The sequence below is a fragment of the Bacillus safensis FO-36b genome (assembly GCF_000691165.1).
Classification (GTDB): domain Bacteria; phylum Bacillota; class Bacilli; order Bacillales; family Bacillaceae; genus Bacillus; species Bacillus safensis.
Genome location: NZ_ASJD01000004.1, coordinates 1 through 16,893, shown reverse-complemented (window position 1 = coordinate 16,893; position 16,893 = coordinate 1). Strand labels below are relative to the sequence as shown.

At 36.5% G+C, this 16,893-nt stretch carries 16 protein-coding genes, 1 tRNA gene, 4 pseudogenes and 1 riboswitch; of the genes and pseudogenes, 12 read left to right on the top strand and 9 right to left on the bottom strand.

All coding sequences use genetic code 11. The features are described from left to right. Positions 1–74: 74 nt before the first annotated feature. Complete coding sequence (locus BA81_RS10520) at positions 75–332, top strand: hypothetical protein (RefSeq protein WP_003210759.1); 258 nt, start codon at positions 75–77, stop codon at positions 330–332. Between the two features lie 82 nt (positions 333–414). On the opposite strand, the gene BA81_RS10515 is transcribed toward BA81_RS10520, so the two are convergent. The 3 genes from BA81_RS10515 to BA81_RS10505 are packed head-to-tail and all read right to left on the bottom strand — an operon-like array spanning position 415 to position 2,164. Continuing rightward, positions 415–849 (bottom strand): GNAT family N-acetyltransferase, encoded by a 435-nt coding sequence (locus BA81_RS10515; RefSeq protein ID WP_034282019.1) that lies wholly within the window; start codon positions 847–849, stop codon positions 415–417. 6 nt (positions 850–855) lie between these two features. Further along, complete coding sequence (locus BA81_RS10510; protein WP_024426454.1) at positions 856–1,371, bottom strand: YjcG family protein; 516 nt, start codon at positions 1,369–1,371, stop codon at positions 856–858. A 52-nt stretch (positions 1,372–1,423) separates the two neighbouring features. After that, positions 1,424–2,164 carry an alpha/beta hydrolase gene (locus BA81_RS10505; protein ID WP_034282018.1) on the bottom strand — a complete coding sequence of 247 codons (741 nt, stop codon included), beginning with the start codon at positions 2,162–2,164 and terminating at the stop codon, positions 1,424–1,426. Between the two features lie 221 nt (positions 2,165–2,385). Continuing rightward, a riboswitch (SAM riboswitch) is annotated at positions 2,386–2,507 on the top strand. Positions 2,508–2,585: 78 nt separating this feature from the next. On the opposite strand from BA81_RS10505, the gene BA81_RS10500 reads away from it, so the two are divergent. From BA81_RS10500 to BA81_RS10485, 4 genes and pseudogenes are all read left to right on the top strand, one after another. Beyond that, positions 2,586–3,704, top strand: coding sequence for a methionine biosynthesis PLP-dependent protein (locus BA81_RS10500; protein WP_034282016.1), 1,119 nt, complete (start codon positions 2,586–2,588; stop codon positions 3,702–3,704). Next, on the top strand, positions 3,701–4,879 hold the full coding sequence (gene metC, locus BA81_RS10495; RefSeq protein ID WP_034282014.1) for a cystathionine beta-lyase: 1,179 nt from the start codon (positions 3,701–3,703) through the stop codon (positions 4,877–4,879). The genes BA81_RS10500 and metC overlap by 4 nt, the downstream gene beginning before the upstream one ends. A gap of 128 nt (positions 4,880–5,007) precedes the next feature. Beyond that, positions 5,008–5,080 (top strand) — tRNA-Val (locus tag BA81_RS10490). A 303-nt stretch (positions 5,081–5,383) separates the two neighbouring features. Beyond that, a pseudogene (locus BA81_RS10485) lies at positions 5,384–6,221 on the top strand (SMI1/KNR4 family protein). 253 nt (positions 6,222–6,474) lie between these two features. Here the strand turns inward: BA81_RS10485 and BA81_RS10480 are convergent. After that, a complete protein-coding gene (locus BA81_RS10480) occupies positions 6,475–6,813 on the bottom strand; it encodes a winged helix-turn-helix transcriptional regulator (RefSeq protein ID WP_025093428.1) in 339 nt (112 codons plus the stop codon). A 105-nt stretch (positions 6,814–6,918) separates the two neighbouring features. Here BA81_RS10480 and BA81_RS10475 point away from each other — a divergent pair, with 105 nt between their 5' ends. Together BA81_RS10475 and BA81_RS20160 are read left to right on the top strand one after the other, a co-directional pair. Beyond that, entirely contained in the window at positions 6,919–7,302 is a 384-nt protein-coding gene (locus BA81_RS10475) for a RidA family protein (protein ID WP_034282012.1), read from the top strand. A 104-nt stretch (positions 7,303–7,406) separates the two neighbouring features. Beyond that, a complete protein-coding gene (locus BA81_RS20160; RefSeq protein WP_374725083.1) occupies positions 7,407–7,520 on the top strand; it encodes a peptidoglycan-binding domain-containing protein in 114 nt (37 codons plus the stop codon). 133 nt (positions 7,521–7,653) lie between these two features. Here BA81_RS20160 and BA81_RS10470 read toward each other — a convergent pair whose 3' ends face one another. The 4 genes and pseudogenes from BA81_RS10470 to BA81_RS10455 form a co-directional block, all read right to left on the bottom strand. Then, a complete protein-coding gene (locus BA81_RS10470; protein WP_034282011.1) occupies positions 7,654–8,274 on the bottom strand; it encodes a LysE family translocator in 621 nt (206 codons plus the stop codon). A gap of 304 nt (positions 8,275–8,578) precedes the next feature. Beyond that, a pseudogene (locus tag BA81_RS10465) lies at positions 8,579–9,523 on the bottom strand (acetyl-CoA carboxylase carboxyltransferase subunit alpha). A 32-nt stretch (positions 9,524–9,555) separates the two neighbouring features. After that, complete coding sequence (locus BA81_RS10460) at positions 9,556–10,002, bottom strand: MarR family winged helix-turn-helix transcriptional regulator (protein WP_034282010.1); 447 nt, start codon at positions 10,000–10,002, stop codon at positions 9,556–9,558. A 553-nt stretch (positions 10,003–10,555) separates the two neighbouring features. Further along, the gene (locus tag BA81_RS10455) at positions 10,556–11,497 is read right to left on the bottom strand and encodes a hypothetical protein (RefSeq protein ID WP_034282009.1); all 942 of its coding nucleotides are present in this window, start codon (positions 11,495–11,497) and stop codon (positions 10,556–10,558) included. A 291-nt stretch (positions 11,498–11,788) separates the two neighbouring features. Between BA81_RS10455 and BA81_RS10450 the strand changes: the two genes are divergently transcribed. After that, a complete protein-coding gene (locus BA81_RS10450; RefSeq protein WP_034282008.1) occupies positions 11,789–12,625 on the top strand; it encodes a DUF2971 domain-containing protein in 837 nt (278 codons plus the stop codon). A gap of 109 nt (positions 12,626–12,734) precedes the next feature. Here the strand turns inward: BA81_RS10450 and BA81_RS10445 are convergent. Then, positions 12,735–13,114 (bottom strand): annotated as a pseudogene (locus BA81_RS10445) (stress protein). 90 nt (positions 13,115–13,204) lie between these two features. Between BA81_RS10445 and BA81_RS10440 the strand changes: the two are divergent. From BA81_RS10440 to BA81_RS19240, 4 genes and pseudogenes are all read left to right on the top strand, one after another. Continuing rightward, positions 13,205–14,035, top strand: a complete 831-nt coding sequence (locus BA81_RS10440; protein ID WP_034282007.1) for a sialate O-acetylesterase — start codon at positions 13,205–13,207, stop codon at positions 14,033–14,035. A gap of 124 nt (positions 14,036–14,159) precedes the next feature. Beyond that, positions 14,160–14,819, top strand: coding sequence for a type A chloramphenicol O-acetyltransferase (catA, locus tag BA81_RS10435; RefSeq protein ID WP_034282005.1), 660 nt, complete (start codon positions 14,160–14,162; stop codon positions 14,817–14,819). Positions 14,820–15,011: 192 nt separating this feature from the next. Next, positions 15,012–16,124, top strand: a pseudogene (locus BA81_RS10430) (response regulator aspartate phosphatase). A gap of 615 nt (positions 16,125–16,739) precedes the next feature. Further along, positions 16,740–16,893, top strand: a 154-nt coding sequence (locus tag BA81_RS19240; protein WP_155267115.1) for a T7SS effector LXG polymorphic toxin, incomplete at its 3' end; no start/stop codon positions are given.

Here is a 16,893-nt window from a genome sequence, read left to right as displayed (position 1 = left end):
TCAAATGAGGCGTGTTTCAAACAGTCATAATTAGGGAATAGTAGAGTAAGAGAGAAGCAAAGGAGGCGTTCTTGATGGGATATATAGCCCCGATTCAGCCGGATCTGTATTTTCAGTATATCAATCGTCCAGCTCCTCAGGATAAAGAAGACTACGCGAAAGTAACAAAGGTTACCCGCACCTTTCATGACAAGATTTACAGAGAGCTGGAGAAAAAAGAGGACTTAGTGACAGAAGCGGAAACGAAAGTACAGCAAAAAAAGCGGGAACGCTTTGTACGAGATATGTTTATGGAGGAAGGCAAGGGCGTTCATATCAATACGTATATATAAATGATTGCGCTTTCTTCCATTGGCGAACGATAATGAAAAAGAAAAAGCCAGGGCATCTTGAATGCTCTGGCTTTTCTTTTGGTCAAACAGACAGTGTTTTTGTCATTTTGACATGTTTGATTCCTGCTTCTTCAAACGGTTCAGAAACCGCTTTGTAGCCTTTCTTTTCGTAGAAAGGAAGAGCTTGGATTTGGGCATGCATAACCGCTTCTTTTGCTCCATTTGCAATCGCTTCTGTTTCTAGCGCCTCTAATAGTTTGTGGCCAAGGCCGAAGGAGCGCGCCTCTTTTAACACACAAATGCGTTCAAGCTTTGCCTTTGATCCCTCAATGATCCGCAGTCTAGCGGCCGCCTGAGGCTTTTTGTCATCATTGTAAATGACAAAATGGGTGGCTTTGTCCTCTAGTTCATCTATTTCGATCTCTACTGGAACTTCTTGTTCTTTTACGAATACTTCTTTTCGAACATAATATGCATCTTCTCGTTGTGTTTGTTCTGTTGCGATGACTGTTTTCAAATGTCTTTAACCCTCTTCTCCTAAAATAAATGTTTCATAGACGGTCCAAGATCCGTTCTCTAATTGATATAAAAGGTGGAAGCGATCCACTGTTTCTTCATGGTCAATCTTTCTCAGCTTTAATGTGCCAAGTACGTCTGAATGCTCATCATCGGATAGTTTTTGAGCGACTGTCACATGCGGAACAAAGGCATATTCAGGTGTACCAGCAAGTGGATCTGCGTACAATCTTTCATTGAGCGCCATGATGTCCTCGTTCGGTTCTACTTTCATATAAATGACGTTGTTTACAGGAGCGAATGAACTGAATTTTTTAATACGTAACGTAATAGGAGAAGCATTTTTTGCATAATCTCTTAACGTTGAGACGACCTCAGCCGCTTCTAGATCCGTTAATTCAAAAGGTGTTCTTAATGTTAAATGAGGCGGTATGAGTGCATAGTTCGGATCATAACGCTTCCGGTAAGAGTTCGCAATATCTTGCAATTTTTTTGATGGAAATATAACAACTCCGTATTTCATCATGTTCCCTCCTGAATAAGAAAGTATTTATTATTGTTTATTATAACAAAATTCAGTTGATTAACGAATATGGGAGCATTCTTTTTAACGAAGGCGCAATGAGCGGCTGCCAAAACGTCCATTTATGATCCCCTTCGAATGTCTCAAATAAGTAATCCGCACCAGATTGTTCAAGAAGGGTCTTTAAATCTTCGTTCGGCTGAACAAAATCAAGCACCTGGCCATCTGTTGTTTTCACAGCCGTTTCCTCAAGCCCAATTTGATGGATAATGGCATAATGAGAAAGGGCTGTCGACTGTTTGACGGCTTCTAAAACCGACTCGTCAACGTAAGGGGACTGCAAGATCAGCCCGCCAAATAAAGAAGGATAATCAATGGCTGTCATGAGGGAAATCGTCGCACCCAGTGAATCACCAATAAACGTCCGTCCTGATCCAATTTGATAGGTTGGATAGTGTTTATCAATATAAGGGACCAGTTCATTTGCTAAAAAGCGTTTATACGCTTCAAACTTTGTACCGTCTGGATGATACGTGTTTCGTCTTTCTGTGACATTTTCATAAGGAACACCAATGATAATCGAGCGTTCCATTTCTTTGTTTTGCATCAATTCTTCTGCCTGTCTGCCTATTTTGCCTAGGCGGAAATAATCATGACCATCCTGGGCAATGATGACATGATATGTATAAAGGGGGGAGTAATTGACTGGCAAATAGATCAAAATGGTCATGTCCGCCCCAAGTTCTTTTGACTGTAAGGTTTCTTCTTGAATGATTCCTGTTTTCTTCACCATAATCCATTCCTCCAGCTAACCAAATTCATCATAAAGTGAAACGTTTCCATTCATTGTAACATGAAAAACAGCATTGTTCCTATATGCTAACATGCAATCAAATCGTATAACATCCATTCTGTTATAAAATACAGAAAATTTTAATTAATCATGTCATTTCCCCTTGAAAAATGAGATTTAATGGGTTACAGTATTAAGAATTAGAACAGACAGACAACACATTCTTATCGTGAGAGGTGGAGGGACTGGCCCTTTGAAACCTCAGCAACCGGTATGCATCACTTCATGTGATGTACCAAGGTGCTAAATCCAGCAAGCAGCTTTTTTGCTTGGAAGATAAGAGGAAGCGATTAAACCCCTTCTTCTTATGAAGAAGGGGTTTTCTGTTTTGAAATCAGATTTTTACTTAGGATGGTGTCAAATGACAGAACATGTGGAAACGAAATTAGCGCAGATTGGAAACCGTAGCGAAGAGGTGACTGGCACTGTCAGTCCTCCCGTTTATCTTTCGACAGCATACAGACATAGAGGCATAGGGGAATCTACAGGATTTGATTACATTCGAACGAAAAACCCAACAAGACAGCTCGTAGAGGATGCAATTGCTTCACTCGAAGAAGGGACGGCCGGTTTTGCCTTCAGTTCGGGAATGGCGGCGATCCAAACGATCATGGCTCTATTTGAAAGCGGAGATGAACTCATCGTCTCTTCAGACCTATATGGCGGTACATACCGTTTGTTTGAAAACGAATGGAAAAAGTACGGCTTACGTTTTCTTTATGATGATTTTTCAGATGAAGACTGTTTACGCTCTAAAATCACGCCAAACACAAAAGCGGTCTTTATTGAAACACCGACAAACCCACTGATGCAGGAAACAGATATTCAAAAAATAGCGAAGATTGCAAAAGAGCATGGCGCTTTGGTGATTGTCGATAACACCTTTTACACACCAGTCTTGCAAAAGCCCATTACGCTTGGAGCGGACATTGTCATTCATAGCGCAACCAAATATTTAGGCGGACATAATGACGTTCTTGCCGGGCTTGTGGTCACAAAAGGAGAGCAGCTGTCTGAAGACATGTTCCAGCATCAAAACGCAATTGGAGCGGTTCTATCACCATTTGACTCATGGCTTTTAATGAGAGGAATGAAAACACTTGCTCTTAGAATGCGCCAGCACGAGGCAAATGCGAAGGAGCTGGCACAGTTTTTAGAGGAGCAGCCAGAAATTCAAGATGTGCTTTATCCAGGAAAGGGAGGCATGCTTTCATTCCGAGTAGCCAAAGAGGACTGGGTCAATCCATTTTTGAAGCAGCTGAAAACGATTTGTTTTGCTGAAAGCCTTGGCGGAGTCGAAAGCTTCATTACGTATCCTGCAACGCAAACGCATATGGATATTCCAGAAGAGATTCGCATTGCAAACGGTGTATGTAACAAGCTACTCCGTTTCTCTGTTGGCATCGAGCATGTAGATGACCTGAAAGCAGACTTGAAACAGGCACTATCACAAGTAAAAGAGGAGGTACACGCCAAATGACCACACACGATTGGACACTCGAAACACAACTCGTTCATAATGCGTTTAAAACAGACCGTTCAACAGGTGCAGTCAGTGTACCGATTCAGCATGCATCCACATTTCATCAAAGCAGCTTCGATGAATTTGGCCAATATGACTACTCCAGATCGGGAACTCCGACACGTCAAGCATTAGAGGATACGATTGCAGCGCTGGAAGGAGGAACGAGAGGGCTTGCCTTTGCATCAGGCATGGCAGCCATTTCAACCGCTTTTCTTCTATTATCAAAGGGAGATCACGTCCTTGTCACAAGAGATGTGTACGGCGGGACTTTCCGAATGATCACTCAAGTTCTTTCGAGATTTGGGATTGAGCATACCTTCGTGGATATGACCGATTTGAATGAAGTCAAAAGAGGCATTCAATCGAATACAAAGGTCATTTACATGGAAACACCGTCCAACCCAACACTAGGGATTACAGATATTGAAGGTGTCGTCCAGCTTGCGAAAGAGCATGGCTGTCTGACTTTCTTAGATAATACGTTTTTAACACCTGCGCTGCAGCGTCCGCTGGACCTTGGTGTTGACGTTGTTCTGCACAGCGCAACGAAATTTTTAAGCGGCCACAGTGATGTGCTGTCAGGCTTAGCCGTGGTGAAAGATGAGAAGCTTGGAGAGGAACTCTATTCACTGCAAAACTCCTTCGGTGCAGTCCTTGGCGTGCAGGATTGCTGGCTCGTGCTAAGAGGATTAAAAACCCTTCAGGTCAGATTAGAAAAAGCAAGCCAAACGGCAATTGAACTCGCTACATTTCTGAAAGAACATCCTGCGGTGAAAAAAGTATACTATCCAGGGTTAGATGACCATCCGGGTGCAGATATTCAGCGAAAGCAAGCAAGCGGAGCAGGAGCCGTTCTCTCATTTGAACTAGAAAACCAAGCGGCTGTCAAAGAATTGGTGGATGCCGTTACATTACCTGTATTCGCCGTCAGCCTCGGCGCCGTCGAATCGATTCTGTCATACCCAGCCAAAATGTCCCATGCGGCTATGCCAAAAGAAGAAAGAGAAAAAAGAGGGATTACAGATGGGCTGCTTCGTTTAAGTGTAGGTGTCGAAAACGGAGAAGACCTCAAACGTGACTTCAAACAAGCACTTGATCAATTAAAGCCAGTTCTTGTGAATCAGTCATAAAAGTCAGTGAAAAGCCGGTGCGGATACCGGCTTTTTGGCTTTTTTGAACAAAACCATTGACGCCTCATGATGATGGTTATATAATAGAGACTGTCAGTAACAGAAAGCCCAGAACTGATACATAACCCGATTCCGTAGCTCAGCTGGGAGAGCGCTACCTTGACAGGGTAGAGGTCGCTGGTTCGAGCCCAGTCGGAATCATCGTTTAAACCCTTGCTTAGCAAGGGTTTTTTGTTTTTTTGACAACGAATTTTTGTTCTGTTTCTTTTGATTGGCGACGAACTTTATCCGTCAGATTTTTTTTCAGTTGGTAGGAGGTTTTGACTGATTGCCTAACGATCTTCTCGCCTTTACCAGATCATCAATTGTTGGATTCTTACGAAAGCGACTCATACGATAAATCTTTCTCTCAAGATAAAACATACAATCACCACCAAAAACAATTTAATAGAATATAAGTTCGTGAAAGGTGTTTTATTAAATGACACTAGGAGGAAATAAACTTTGAAATCTTTTTGGGAAATAGACGATGAAGGTTACTATACGTTAAAAAAGATCACCGCAGAAGAAGTAGCTAAGGCTGAAAAGAAACTAGGAATCACTTTGCCAGATACATATAAAAAGCTCATATTAGAACAGAATGGCGGTTATATAGTTCATAATGCTTTTCCAACCACTCACTCTAATTCATGGGCTGAGGATCATATTCAATTTAATCATCTTTTAGGAATTGCAGAAGGTGAAGGAATTATGGATAGTGCCTACTTAATAAAAGAGTGGGAGCTGCCAGAAGGGCTTGTTTTGATTAGCGGGGGTGGCCATACATGGGTAGCAATGGATTATAGAAAAACGAAAGAGAATCCCCCAATTCACTTTTTTGATGTAGAAATGGAAGAAGACTTTAAGTTGGCAGATTCTTTTGACGAGTTTATGGAAGGTCTTTATACAGCTGAGTACACTGTTGATGAGGAAGCAGCAGAGGGTGAATATGAACTTCATGAAGATCATATAAGTAAAGAAGAACTTGAAGCCATATTTGAATTGGACGTCCTTGATGAAGGTAATCTGCATAAAATTCAATATTACCCAATGGTTGATTTGAACGAAATTGAATGGTTTTTTAAAAAGATGCAATATCATATTGAAAAAACAAAAGATGAAGATGCGCTTTATCAAGTAGCTGATACGATTCTCTGCATTTTTCTTATTAAATCAAAATATGCCGATTAACGAAAAAATTAGTGAGGTTCTGGATCAAATTGTTAAATTTTTAGAAAAAAATAAAGATCCACTTATAGTAAATCAAGGAGAACAAATTGCTATGCAAACAAGTTTCCTTTAATAAGCTTTGAGCATGCAAAGACAGGCCATACTGGTGAAGATCTATCTGGGGAAGCATGAAATAAAATGAATATCATTTTGCCGTCCAAAGGGACGGCTTTTTTCAATAGAAACAGTTAACTGGATATACAACACCTCAAAACGTATAGACAAGATAGATAGGGACTATTCATTAGATTAGAAGTTATCTATACGCTCCATTGCTTTATCAAAACCTTCATAGTCAATACTTGAATTATCTATACAAAAAGAATTTAATTACTTCGATTTTTCTCTCCCCAATCACATAACTGTTCTAAAATTGGTAAAAGTGTTTCTGCCTTATTTGTAAGACTGTATTCCACTTTGGGGGGGACTTGTGGATATTCCTTTCGTATAATCATCCCATCTGCCTCTAAATCTTTAAGTTGTGCACTCAATGTTTTAAAGGTAATCGTTCCAAGTCTCCTTTTCATATCATTAAAGCGAACGGGTTGATTTTCCGAAAGGAGATACAGAATTAGCATTTTCCATTTGCCTCCTATAACTGATAAAGTATATCCAAAAGGTGTCTCTTGGATATTACCCGTTTTTCTATAATCGGCCATACTCATATTGACACTATCCTTTCTGGTAGTAACTATCTAAATAGTGCGTACTTTTTTTCTCTCTATATTCATTCTATACTTACTTTACTTTGAAATAAAGGAGAGAAAACGATGACTAATATTAAAACCTACAATCACAATCTATGGGATCACGGTATTACCCAAGGATATAGCGTTAAAGGAATAATCTATATTTCAGGTCAATTTTCATACGATAAAAATGGTATGTTCGTTGGTAAGGAGAATATTGAAGCTCAGACTCTGCAAACATTTGAGAACCTTGATCGGGTATTGGTGGAATTGGGAGCTACGAAATCCAACATTGCATATGTTGAAATTTTTCTAACAAATCCACAAGAACACTCCGAAACGGTCATAGATCTATTCAAGGAATACTTAGGTCAACACAGACCAGCTGGCAGTCTCATTGGTGTGACATATCTGGCTTTCCCAGAGCAATTGATTGAAGTCAAGGCTATCGCACACACTGATTAAATATGTTATCATTTGACCAATTCTCAATATCAATACAAGGGATAGAATAAGGATTCGAGCTAAACAATCTATGATGATTAAAATGAACAAACTATGCTAGAGTAATGCCTTACAGTATTTTTCTAACCTCAAAAGGTAGCGGAAAAAATGGGATAGACGGCTACTTTGGAGCAAAAATAGAAAATGCGGTCAAACGATTCCAGCTCTTGCATGCTTAGAGCTGATGGTATCTATGGTCCGAAGACAAAAGCAGCTCTTCAAAAAGCATTGAAAATAAGTAAAACCCCCTGTCCTGTGTAGGATAGGGGGTTTTTATGTTTTAAATGATTTAACTCTACTTGTGGTCAAAATTTAATGTTTTGGATTTGTAAACAAAAGTTTTACACCAAAACCTACTAAAACTAGTCCTGTTATTCTGTCAATGGTCAGTTGAACTTTTGTTGATAATAGGAATTTCCTGATGTATCCAAGCAGAAATACAATCGTCGTAAACCACAGTATAGATAATAGGGCATAAATAGAGCCCATAATGACAAATTGAAGACTAGTATTGAACTGTGGTGTAACGAATTGAGGTAAAAACGTTAAAAAGAATATAGCAACCTTTGGATTTAAAGTATTTGAAATTAAACCTTGTTTAAAAGCAGATTGTTTTGGAACTACAACATCATGAAAAGATGTATCGTCTTTTTTTTTCTTGTTGACGAAAGAAGACACGCCTAGATATATAAGATAAATAGCACCTAAATACTTAATGATTTCAAACGCTAAGGCAGACTTCATTAAAATTAAAGAAAGTCCAAATGCTGCGGCAAGTGTATGAATGAGAGCGCCAGATGTAAGACCTAATGCCATCTTCATCCCATCACATTTTCCTGTTCCGATGGTTCTTTTAGTAATTAACGCAAAATCAACTCCAGGAGAAGCAACGACAAATAAGGTAAGAAGAAGGAAAGTCACAAAGTCATTCATCTCCTCACATCCTTTCAAAAGTGATAATACATACTAACGCAGAAACATTTTCATTGCAACATGAGAGTGCCTTAATTAGCAAAAACATCGAACTAATGAATAAGTAAAACCCTTGGCCATAAAGGTCAGGGGTTTATTTCGGTGTTTATTTTTCAGGAGACGTTTTTCTGAAATCCTTATTCACTATGTTTGATCCCAAAAAAACAAAGGCTCCAAAAGGTGTGTCCAGTTTAAGAGGTTATTTGCAAAATATATAGACTTTTTGCGAGAATCCTCCGAAATGTAATACGGACTTTAAATATTTTCATTTATAATTCTCTATTTGTCTATACTTTTCATATCGCTGTTGTATTAGCTCTTCCGAAGATAATAGTATCAATTGTTTTAGAGATGATGCGATTGCAGATTCAATCATTTTTGCCTGTGATTTTATATCATTTTGTGCTCCACCTTTCATTTCAGGAATGATTTCATCAATAATTCCTAACTGTTTTAAATCTTTTGCTGAAATTTTCATATGTTCAGCAGCTTCTGGAGCATACTTAGCGTCCTTCCATAGGATAGATGCTGCTCCTTCTGGCGAAATGACCGAGTACCATGAATACTCTAACATATGGATATGGTTACCGACACTAATGCCAAGGGCTCCACCACTTGATGCCTCTCCAATTACAATACAAACAATTGGCACTTTAAGTGTAGTCATTTCAAATAGATTTCGAGCTATCGCTTCAGAAATTCCACGTTCTTCAGACCCTTTCCCTGGATAGGCGCCTATTGTATCAATAAATGTAATAATAGGGCGATTAAATTTATCAGCTTATTTCATAAGTCTTAGCGCTTTTCTATATCCTTCTGGATGTGACATTCCAAAATTTCTTTCTATATTTTCCTTTGTACTTCTACCTCTTTGATGACCAATAACCGTAACGGGCTTTCCTTTAAATTTTGCAATACCACCTATCATTGCTTTATCATCACCATATAATCGATCACCATGAAGTTCGAAAAAGTTTGTAAACAATAAAGGTATATAATCCAATGTCGTGGGCCGGTTACGTAGCCTTGCAATTTGAACTCGTTGAAAAGGTGTAAGATTAGAATAAATTTCATCTTGCATTTTATTTAAACGTTTTTCTAATAAATGAATTTCTGACGATAAATCTACATTATTTTCTTTCATTATTTTCTTTAATTCATCAAATTTCTCTTTTAGTTCAATAATAGGACGTTCAAAATCCAAGCTCATTTTATCCTCCAAAGGTTATGATTTACCTCACTCTAATCAAAAGACTTAGAAATAGAATCAATAAATAATTCAAAACCATCCACAACTATTTTTTGTTCTGATTCTGATAAATTATTGAGGATACGTTGATAAAATGTAAGGGATTGTTCTCTTAAGCGATTAACAGTAATGTGTCCTTTTTCTGTGAGGTGCAGAAAAAGTTCTCTTCTGTTTTTTTCATTTACTTCACGATAAACAAGCCCCATTTTTACTAACTTATCTACCAATCTACTTACAGTTGAAGTATCTAATCTAAGTTTATTGGATAGTTGCCAAACAGTTAATCTTTCCACCTCTAGTTCCTCTAACGCCATCATTTGAGAAGTTGGTAGAGGTTTTTCAAACGGTCCATTTGGCAAATTTTGAGATTCGAAAACTCCAGTTAATATAATCATTTTCTTAATATCTGTTCTTAGTTTTAAGGCATCTTCTCTTTTCAAAAAGATCACCCTCCTTCAATTCATGCATCATACATCAATTGTATTATACATGAATGCGATTTTTTCACAAGTTTAACGTAAGCCAATATGACAACATGCAAGCTATATAGTGTATTCAGATGGGTATGGGAAACAAGGTCGCTTTGAAGAAGCTACGGCTGCTTATCAAAAGTATTAGAAACACAACTCAAAATTCAGAGAGAGGATAGTTTGTATGATTTTTAAGAGGGATTTTACGATGATTGCTCTTACTGTGATTTCAGCTGCAGGAAGTACAGTATTGCAGCAGATCGAAACACAACGATGATCGATCCAAACTCAACATTTGAAAACTAATAGACAAAATGAGAACAAACCTTGAGGGTCTGTTATTTTAGGGGAGAGGTCGCTGTTCGAGCTCAGTCGATATCATATAAAAAGATGTTGATGAAAAGCCATCCCTGAATTATTCAAGGATGGCTTTTGTCATGGGAAAGATAACCATACTGAGAAGTATTATGCGGTCAATTTAAAATACCCTCTTTTGATTACCTAACCGTGAGTACTATAACATTTAAATAATTTTGATGAATTTGCAATTATTTTCAATATGAAGTATGAAGGATATTTTAATTTCTTTACTTTTAATTATAAATTCATATGGATTTGAATGTTGGCTAATATCCCCTTCTTTAAAACTGAAGGATGGGCCATCTTTTCTTAACTTATGTTGGAAATCAAGAATTCTTTCTTTAATTTTATTTACTGAATCAATCTGTTTTAATTTTGAATGTGAGATATGTTGTTGTAATGCAATAATAAAACTTTCATAATAAGGTCTAGTATAATCATCATCAAAGAAACAATCTGGTTCAAATAGCGAATCTATTGAGTTAAAGTCATCATAAACTTCATTCATGGTGTAATGTAAGTTTAATAAATTTATTTGTTTATGGTCAAATGTATGGTTGAGTCCTCCTTGTATATTATAAACAAATCTGAAAGCATCATTTTTGCTGTCAAGTTTATGAAAATCATCAATAACTTTGATTTGAGTAGAAGAAATTAAGAAATCTAAATTTTCTTTTTTAAGTATTTCTATTAAAGTATTCAGTAATTCTTTTAAATTATGGGTAATTGTAGTTACTAGAGGAATTCTAAAAAAAATTTGAAATTTTGTAATCAAATCCTTTAGAACCAATTCTAGATAGTGTCTATAATTAAAAATTACTGAGTACACAATTATATCAGAATTTAAATTTGCATGTTCAATAGATTGATGAGCTATTTTATAAAAACTTTCTTTATATCCATAGTAGTATGATTGTCCTTCCCAACCGATTATAGCATTATAATCAAAGTCAGAATAATTATTATCTCGAAATGTTTCAAAGTTAGTGTCTTTTTTTCTAACAATCTTTCTAAAATGTTGATCGATCATTCCTCCTACTTCATCTTGTTTAAAAGCATCGAGTAAATTTTTTATGTTATCTATTTCTATCTCAGTAAATCTCACTTTAATATCACCTGACCTTATTTTTGTGATAATCAATGGTAACACAAGGGGTATGGAATGTATCTAATTTATTTGATAAATGTTGGTAATTTCTAAAAAATTTACTTGAAAATCACTTTCACTCTTACAGTTCTTGATTGATTCTTTTTTCTTCTTTGACTTGTTTTCGTGTTGTTTACTCATATTTCTTTCGTTCCATACGTGATACTGCAATTATTAAAATCTGCAATTCTTGATAAAATTTAAAAGTGTATAATTAATATACAAATAAGAAATGGAGGAAGAAACATATTGAACTTAGAATATAAAAGGAAGGCATATGAGCACGCAATGAATTTTGAATCCGTTTATGATTATAGCGAGCAATATAAAGTTGACGGAAATCCTACTGTTTGGAAATTTATGGATTTAGGAAAACTGAATTCATTGCTTATGAGCAAAGCTATGTATTTCTCCAAACCTAATAAATTTGAGGACCCTCTCGAAGGAAGTTATTCTAACTGGGAAGTTGAGCAATATAAAGATGATGGAGAGCTTTTAGCTTCTAGAGAATACATGAAAAAGATTCAGGAGTTTGCTGCCATCTCATGTTGGCATATGAATAGACATGAAAGTGCAGCCATGTGGGATTTATATCTTGGTGGGCATGATGGGGTAGCTATAAAAACAAACTGCAATGACTTAATAAACTCGATTAACGATTTAAGATACAGAGTATTCTTTGGAAAGTTACAATATATTGACTTTAAAAAGGAAATGACTAGTAGAAATATTTATGATACCCTGTTTTATAAAAGAAAATCTTTTTCTCACGAAAACGAGCTTAGATTGATGATTATTGCGAGCAGGGTTGACGCACAATATTTAGAGGGTTTGTTTGAAAGAGAATGTGTCCCAAGTGAGAAATGGTATGAAAAAATTAAAGAGCTTGAAAGAAAGTCTTACGAGTTCTCATGTCCAAACGGAAATTTGGTTTCGTGTGAATTGAATAGACTAATTCAAAAGATATACGTTTCCCCTAGAAGTTCAAAAGAGATAGTTAAAAAGGTAAAAGAAATGGTTTCGAAATCTGGTTTAACCCCTAATAAAGTAATTCAGTCTGATCTATACAGTGACTTTATATATTAAGGCTAATGAGGTAGGTTCATCAGTTCATAAACCTACTTCATTTTTATTATTAAGACATTTCTAAAATGTTACCTCCGTGAGCTGGAGTGAAATTTTTATTGAAATTAAACTATTTTATTTCCTCATCCATCACTTTCTTATATTTCTCAAACTCAGAATCCTTCATTTCTCCGTTCATTTGAAGCAGGAAGTTCCCTTTTGAATATGTGTGAGAGAAGAACATAGATCCAGCATTTCCTAACTCATCATAAGATGATTTGGCTTGGTTAAGGTCAGTCTCATTTCCAAATTTAAAAATCCTTCCACCAGCATTTTCACCTAAAGTAGGAATGAGAATCCTTTTTCCTTCTTCTCTTATATTTCCAAACTCTTTTCGTTCAAGATCAGTTGGTTTTTCTGCTTCAAGCCCAGCACTTTTGAAAGCTTCAATCACGTTGTCTGTGGTGGCTGTTTTTTAGTAGATGCTGCACTGCTACAAGCTGTTAACAATAATAAACATGTAAAAAATAATACAAAATATTTCTTCAACGTTCAGGTGAATACACATTTGATAAAATAATTAGCGAGGGGGAGAAAGATATGAAGTCATTTTTACTAATTGGACAATCAAATATGGCGGGGCGCGGCTTCAAACATGAAGTTCCTCCGATTTATAATGAAAGGATCATGATGCTGCGAAATGGTAGATGGCAAATGATGACTGAACCCATTCATTTTGATAGGCCGGTAGCTGGCGTAGGACTGGGGGCTTCCTTTGCGGCGGCTTGGTGTAAGGATCATGAAGGAGAGAAGATTGGCCTTATTCCTTGTGCAGAGGGTGGCAGTTCCATTGATGAGTGGTCGCCGGATGAAGCATTATTTCGTCATGCAATAAGTGAAGCTAAATTTGCAAAGGAAAGTAGCGAATTGGCAGGGATATTATGGCATCAAGGAGAAAGTGACAGCCAAGATGGGAAATACAAAGTATACTATGAAAAAATACTAAGATTATTTCATGAACTAAGAACTGAATTATCTGTACCTAACATTCCGCTTGTAATAGGAGGTTTGGGCGATTTCTTGGGAAAAGTGGCCTTTGGCGCAGGATGTGTGGAATATCCACTGATGAATGAGGAACTTCAAAAATATGCTCATCATCATGAAAATTGTTATTATGTTACTGCGAAAGGTCTTATACCTAATCCGGACGGAATTCACATCAATGCGATGTCCCAGAGAATATTTGGTATAAGATACTATGAAGCATTTCGAAAAAAAGAACATATACATGAGCCATTACCAAATGAACATGAGTTAGTGAATGAATGTCATAATAGAATGAATACCTCAGCGGAGAAAACATATATAGCACTAGAAAAGTTCACGTTAGGCAAGATGACTTACGAAGAGTTGCTGAAGGCTTTATCGTAGGTGAAACTCATGGTAGACTTTGAATGGACAGAAACACATATCTCTTGAAAGGATGATTGTGGTGGTGAAAACAGATAAAGTTTCCTCCTGAATACAGTAAATCACATTCAGGAGGAGATAAAAAATGTTTAAACAAATAGATGAAAATTATCCGAGAAAAGAGCACTTTCATCATTATATGAAGTTAACCCGATGCTCATATAGTCTGGTGATCGATCTAGACATCACGACATTGCATTCAATATTAAAAGAAAAAAAGCTAAAAGTATATCCTGTGCAAATTTATTTGTTAGCAAGGGCTGTGCAAAAAATACCGGAGTTTCGGATGGATCTAGTGAACGATGAACTTGGTCACTGGGATCTTCTCCATCCTAGTTATACGATTCTAAATAAAGAAACAAAGACATTTTCAAGTATTTGGACACCTTATGACGAAAACTTTGCTCGGTTTTATAAAAGCTGTGTAGCGGACATTGAAACATTTAGCAAAAGCAGCAACCTATTTCCGAAACCTCATATGCCAGAAAACATGTTCAATATTTCAAGTCTGCCGTGGATTGATTTTACTTCTTTTAACCTTAATGTATCTACAGATGAAACTTATTTACTGCCGATATTTACGTTAGGTCAATTTAAGATGAAAGGAGAAAAAATCATCCTACCCGTTGCGATTCAAGTACATCATGCTGTTTGTGATGGCTATCACGTCGGTCAATATGTGGAATATTTGAGGTTGCTTATAGAACATTGTGAAGAGTGGTTAAGCGATTCATTGTATACTTAATTTTCAAAAGGTGTAGTCATTTGATTTTTAGGAAAGGCAGACTTGATGGAGTCTGCTTTTTTGTTATGTGAAGAAAATGCGTAAAATCTGTTACTCAACTGTTCTTTTTGCGGTTTCTTTTCGGTGCCTTGTAAACTTAAACATGTGATAATAAATGTAATATAAGGGAAATTAGTGGAAGGGGAATAAGGAATGGAGAAAGTTCTTTCTTCACATGTTGGTGTGAAAATAAATGAATGGTATAAAATGATTCGGCAATTCAGTGTACCCGATGCAGAGATTTTGAAAGCTGAGGTAGAACGAGAAATTGAGCGAATGTAAGAGGATCAAGACCTGCTCATTTACTATCAATTGATGTGTTTTCGACATCAGCTTATGCTCGATTATATAAAACCTTCATTCGATCAATCAATTTCCGCGCTAGTCGATAAAATAGAGAATTCTAACCATCAACTGTCTGGAATGTTGCAATACTATAATGCCTTTTTTAGAGGTATGCATGAATTCAGTAAGAAAGAGTATGTACAAGCCATTCAATATTATAAGATTGCTGAGAGGCAGCTGGCGCTTGTTGTAGATGAAATTGAACAAGCAGAATTCCATTTTAAAGTTGCTGAAGCATATTACATTATGAAACAAACCCATGTTTCTATGCACCATATTATAAAAGCCCTAGAGATTTATGATCGTTATGATCTTTATAAGGTGAGAAAAATTCAAAGTCTATTTGTGATCGCAGGAAATTATGATGATTTTAAACGATATGAGAAGTCGCTCCCCCACTTACATAAAGCACTAGATCTTGCTGAAGAAATAAATGATCAAAGATTAATCGCTAAAACTTATTTGAATCTTGGAAATACGTATGACAGGCAACAGGATTATATTAAAGCTGCTTCCTTCTATAAAAAAGGGTTGGATAAGATGACTGAAAACAATGAAGATATTAAACCAAGATTATTTTTTAGTTTAAGTTGGACTTTGTTTAAAAGTGATAAAACAAAAGAAGCACTTGAATATATCGCTAAAGGAATAAAAAGTGCAACAGCAGAAAACAATCTGTTTTATAAAACATTGCTCAATTCATTAAAGACAATTTATGTAGATGAAGGTATTGAAAATATACGAAAAATGTTTAAAGGGTTAGAGGAAAAGAAGTTGTATCCTTATATTGAAGAGTTTGCTTTAAGCCTTGCAAATCTTTATGAAAAAAGGAATGATTCGGAGAGGGTAGCAGATTATTATAGAACTGCCATAGAAGCTCAAACCGAAATCCAAAAAGGGGAGTGTTTATATGAATATTAAAATGAAGATATTGATTAGCGCCACTTTATTGGTAGGTGCTGCTTGCCTAGGTTCTTTTAATTACTCACAAGAATCAACTGATCGAAATACCACTGTATTTCCTCAAAAAACCGATCGAAACACGACGATGATCGATCCAAATTCAACATTTGAAAACTCATAGGCAAAACTAAACAGACCTTGAGGGTCTGTTTTTTTTAAATGGGGACAGATTGGGGACGAACCCTTTCAGTTTTTTATCAGAAATGCACTTGCACATTATAGAACCTTATTAAATCAGTCTTTTTCAGAAAACGTCCGTTTGCTTCGGATGAGGTCATTCACCTTGATAGGGTAGAGGTCGCTGGTTGGAATCATCTTTGAAACTCTTGCGTAGCAGGGTTTTTTTGTTTTTCTGTCAACGAATGTTCTGTTTCTTTTTATTGTCGACAAACTTTTATCTACTAAAATTGTTTTGAGTGTTTTTAGGAAGAGATAGTTATCACTTATTAAAAAACAAGTAACCATAAACACTAGAAAGTACTCTAGGTCTTGTTTTTGTGTCTTTAATCCTATTTCATGACAAACCCTGTGTTGGTAAAATTGACCTTGTCAATGAATAGGAAGGAGTGAATTCTGCTGGGCAAGATACTTGATGCAAAAGCACTAACCAGTGCCATGGACACAAGGGCAAAACACTATCAGGAACTCCGCGAACAAATGGTAGATTTAAAAAAGTCATTACAAGGTGTGACCAATCTCGGTGATGATTTCACTGGGAAAGGTGCCG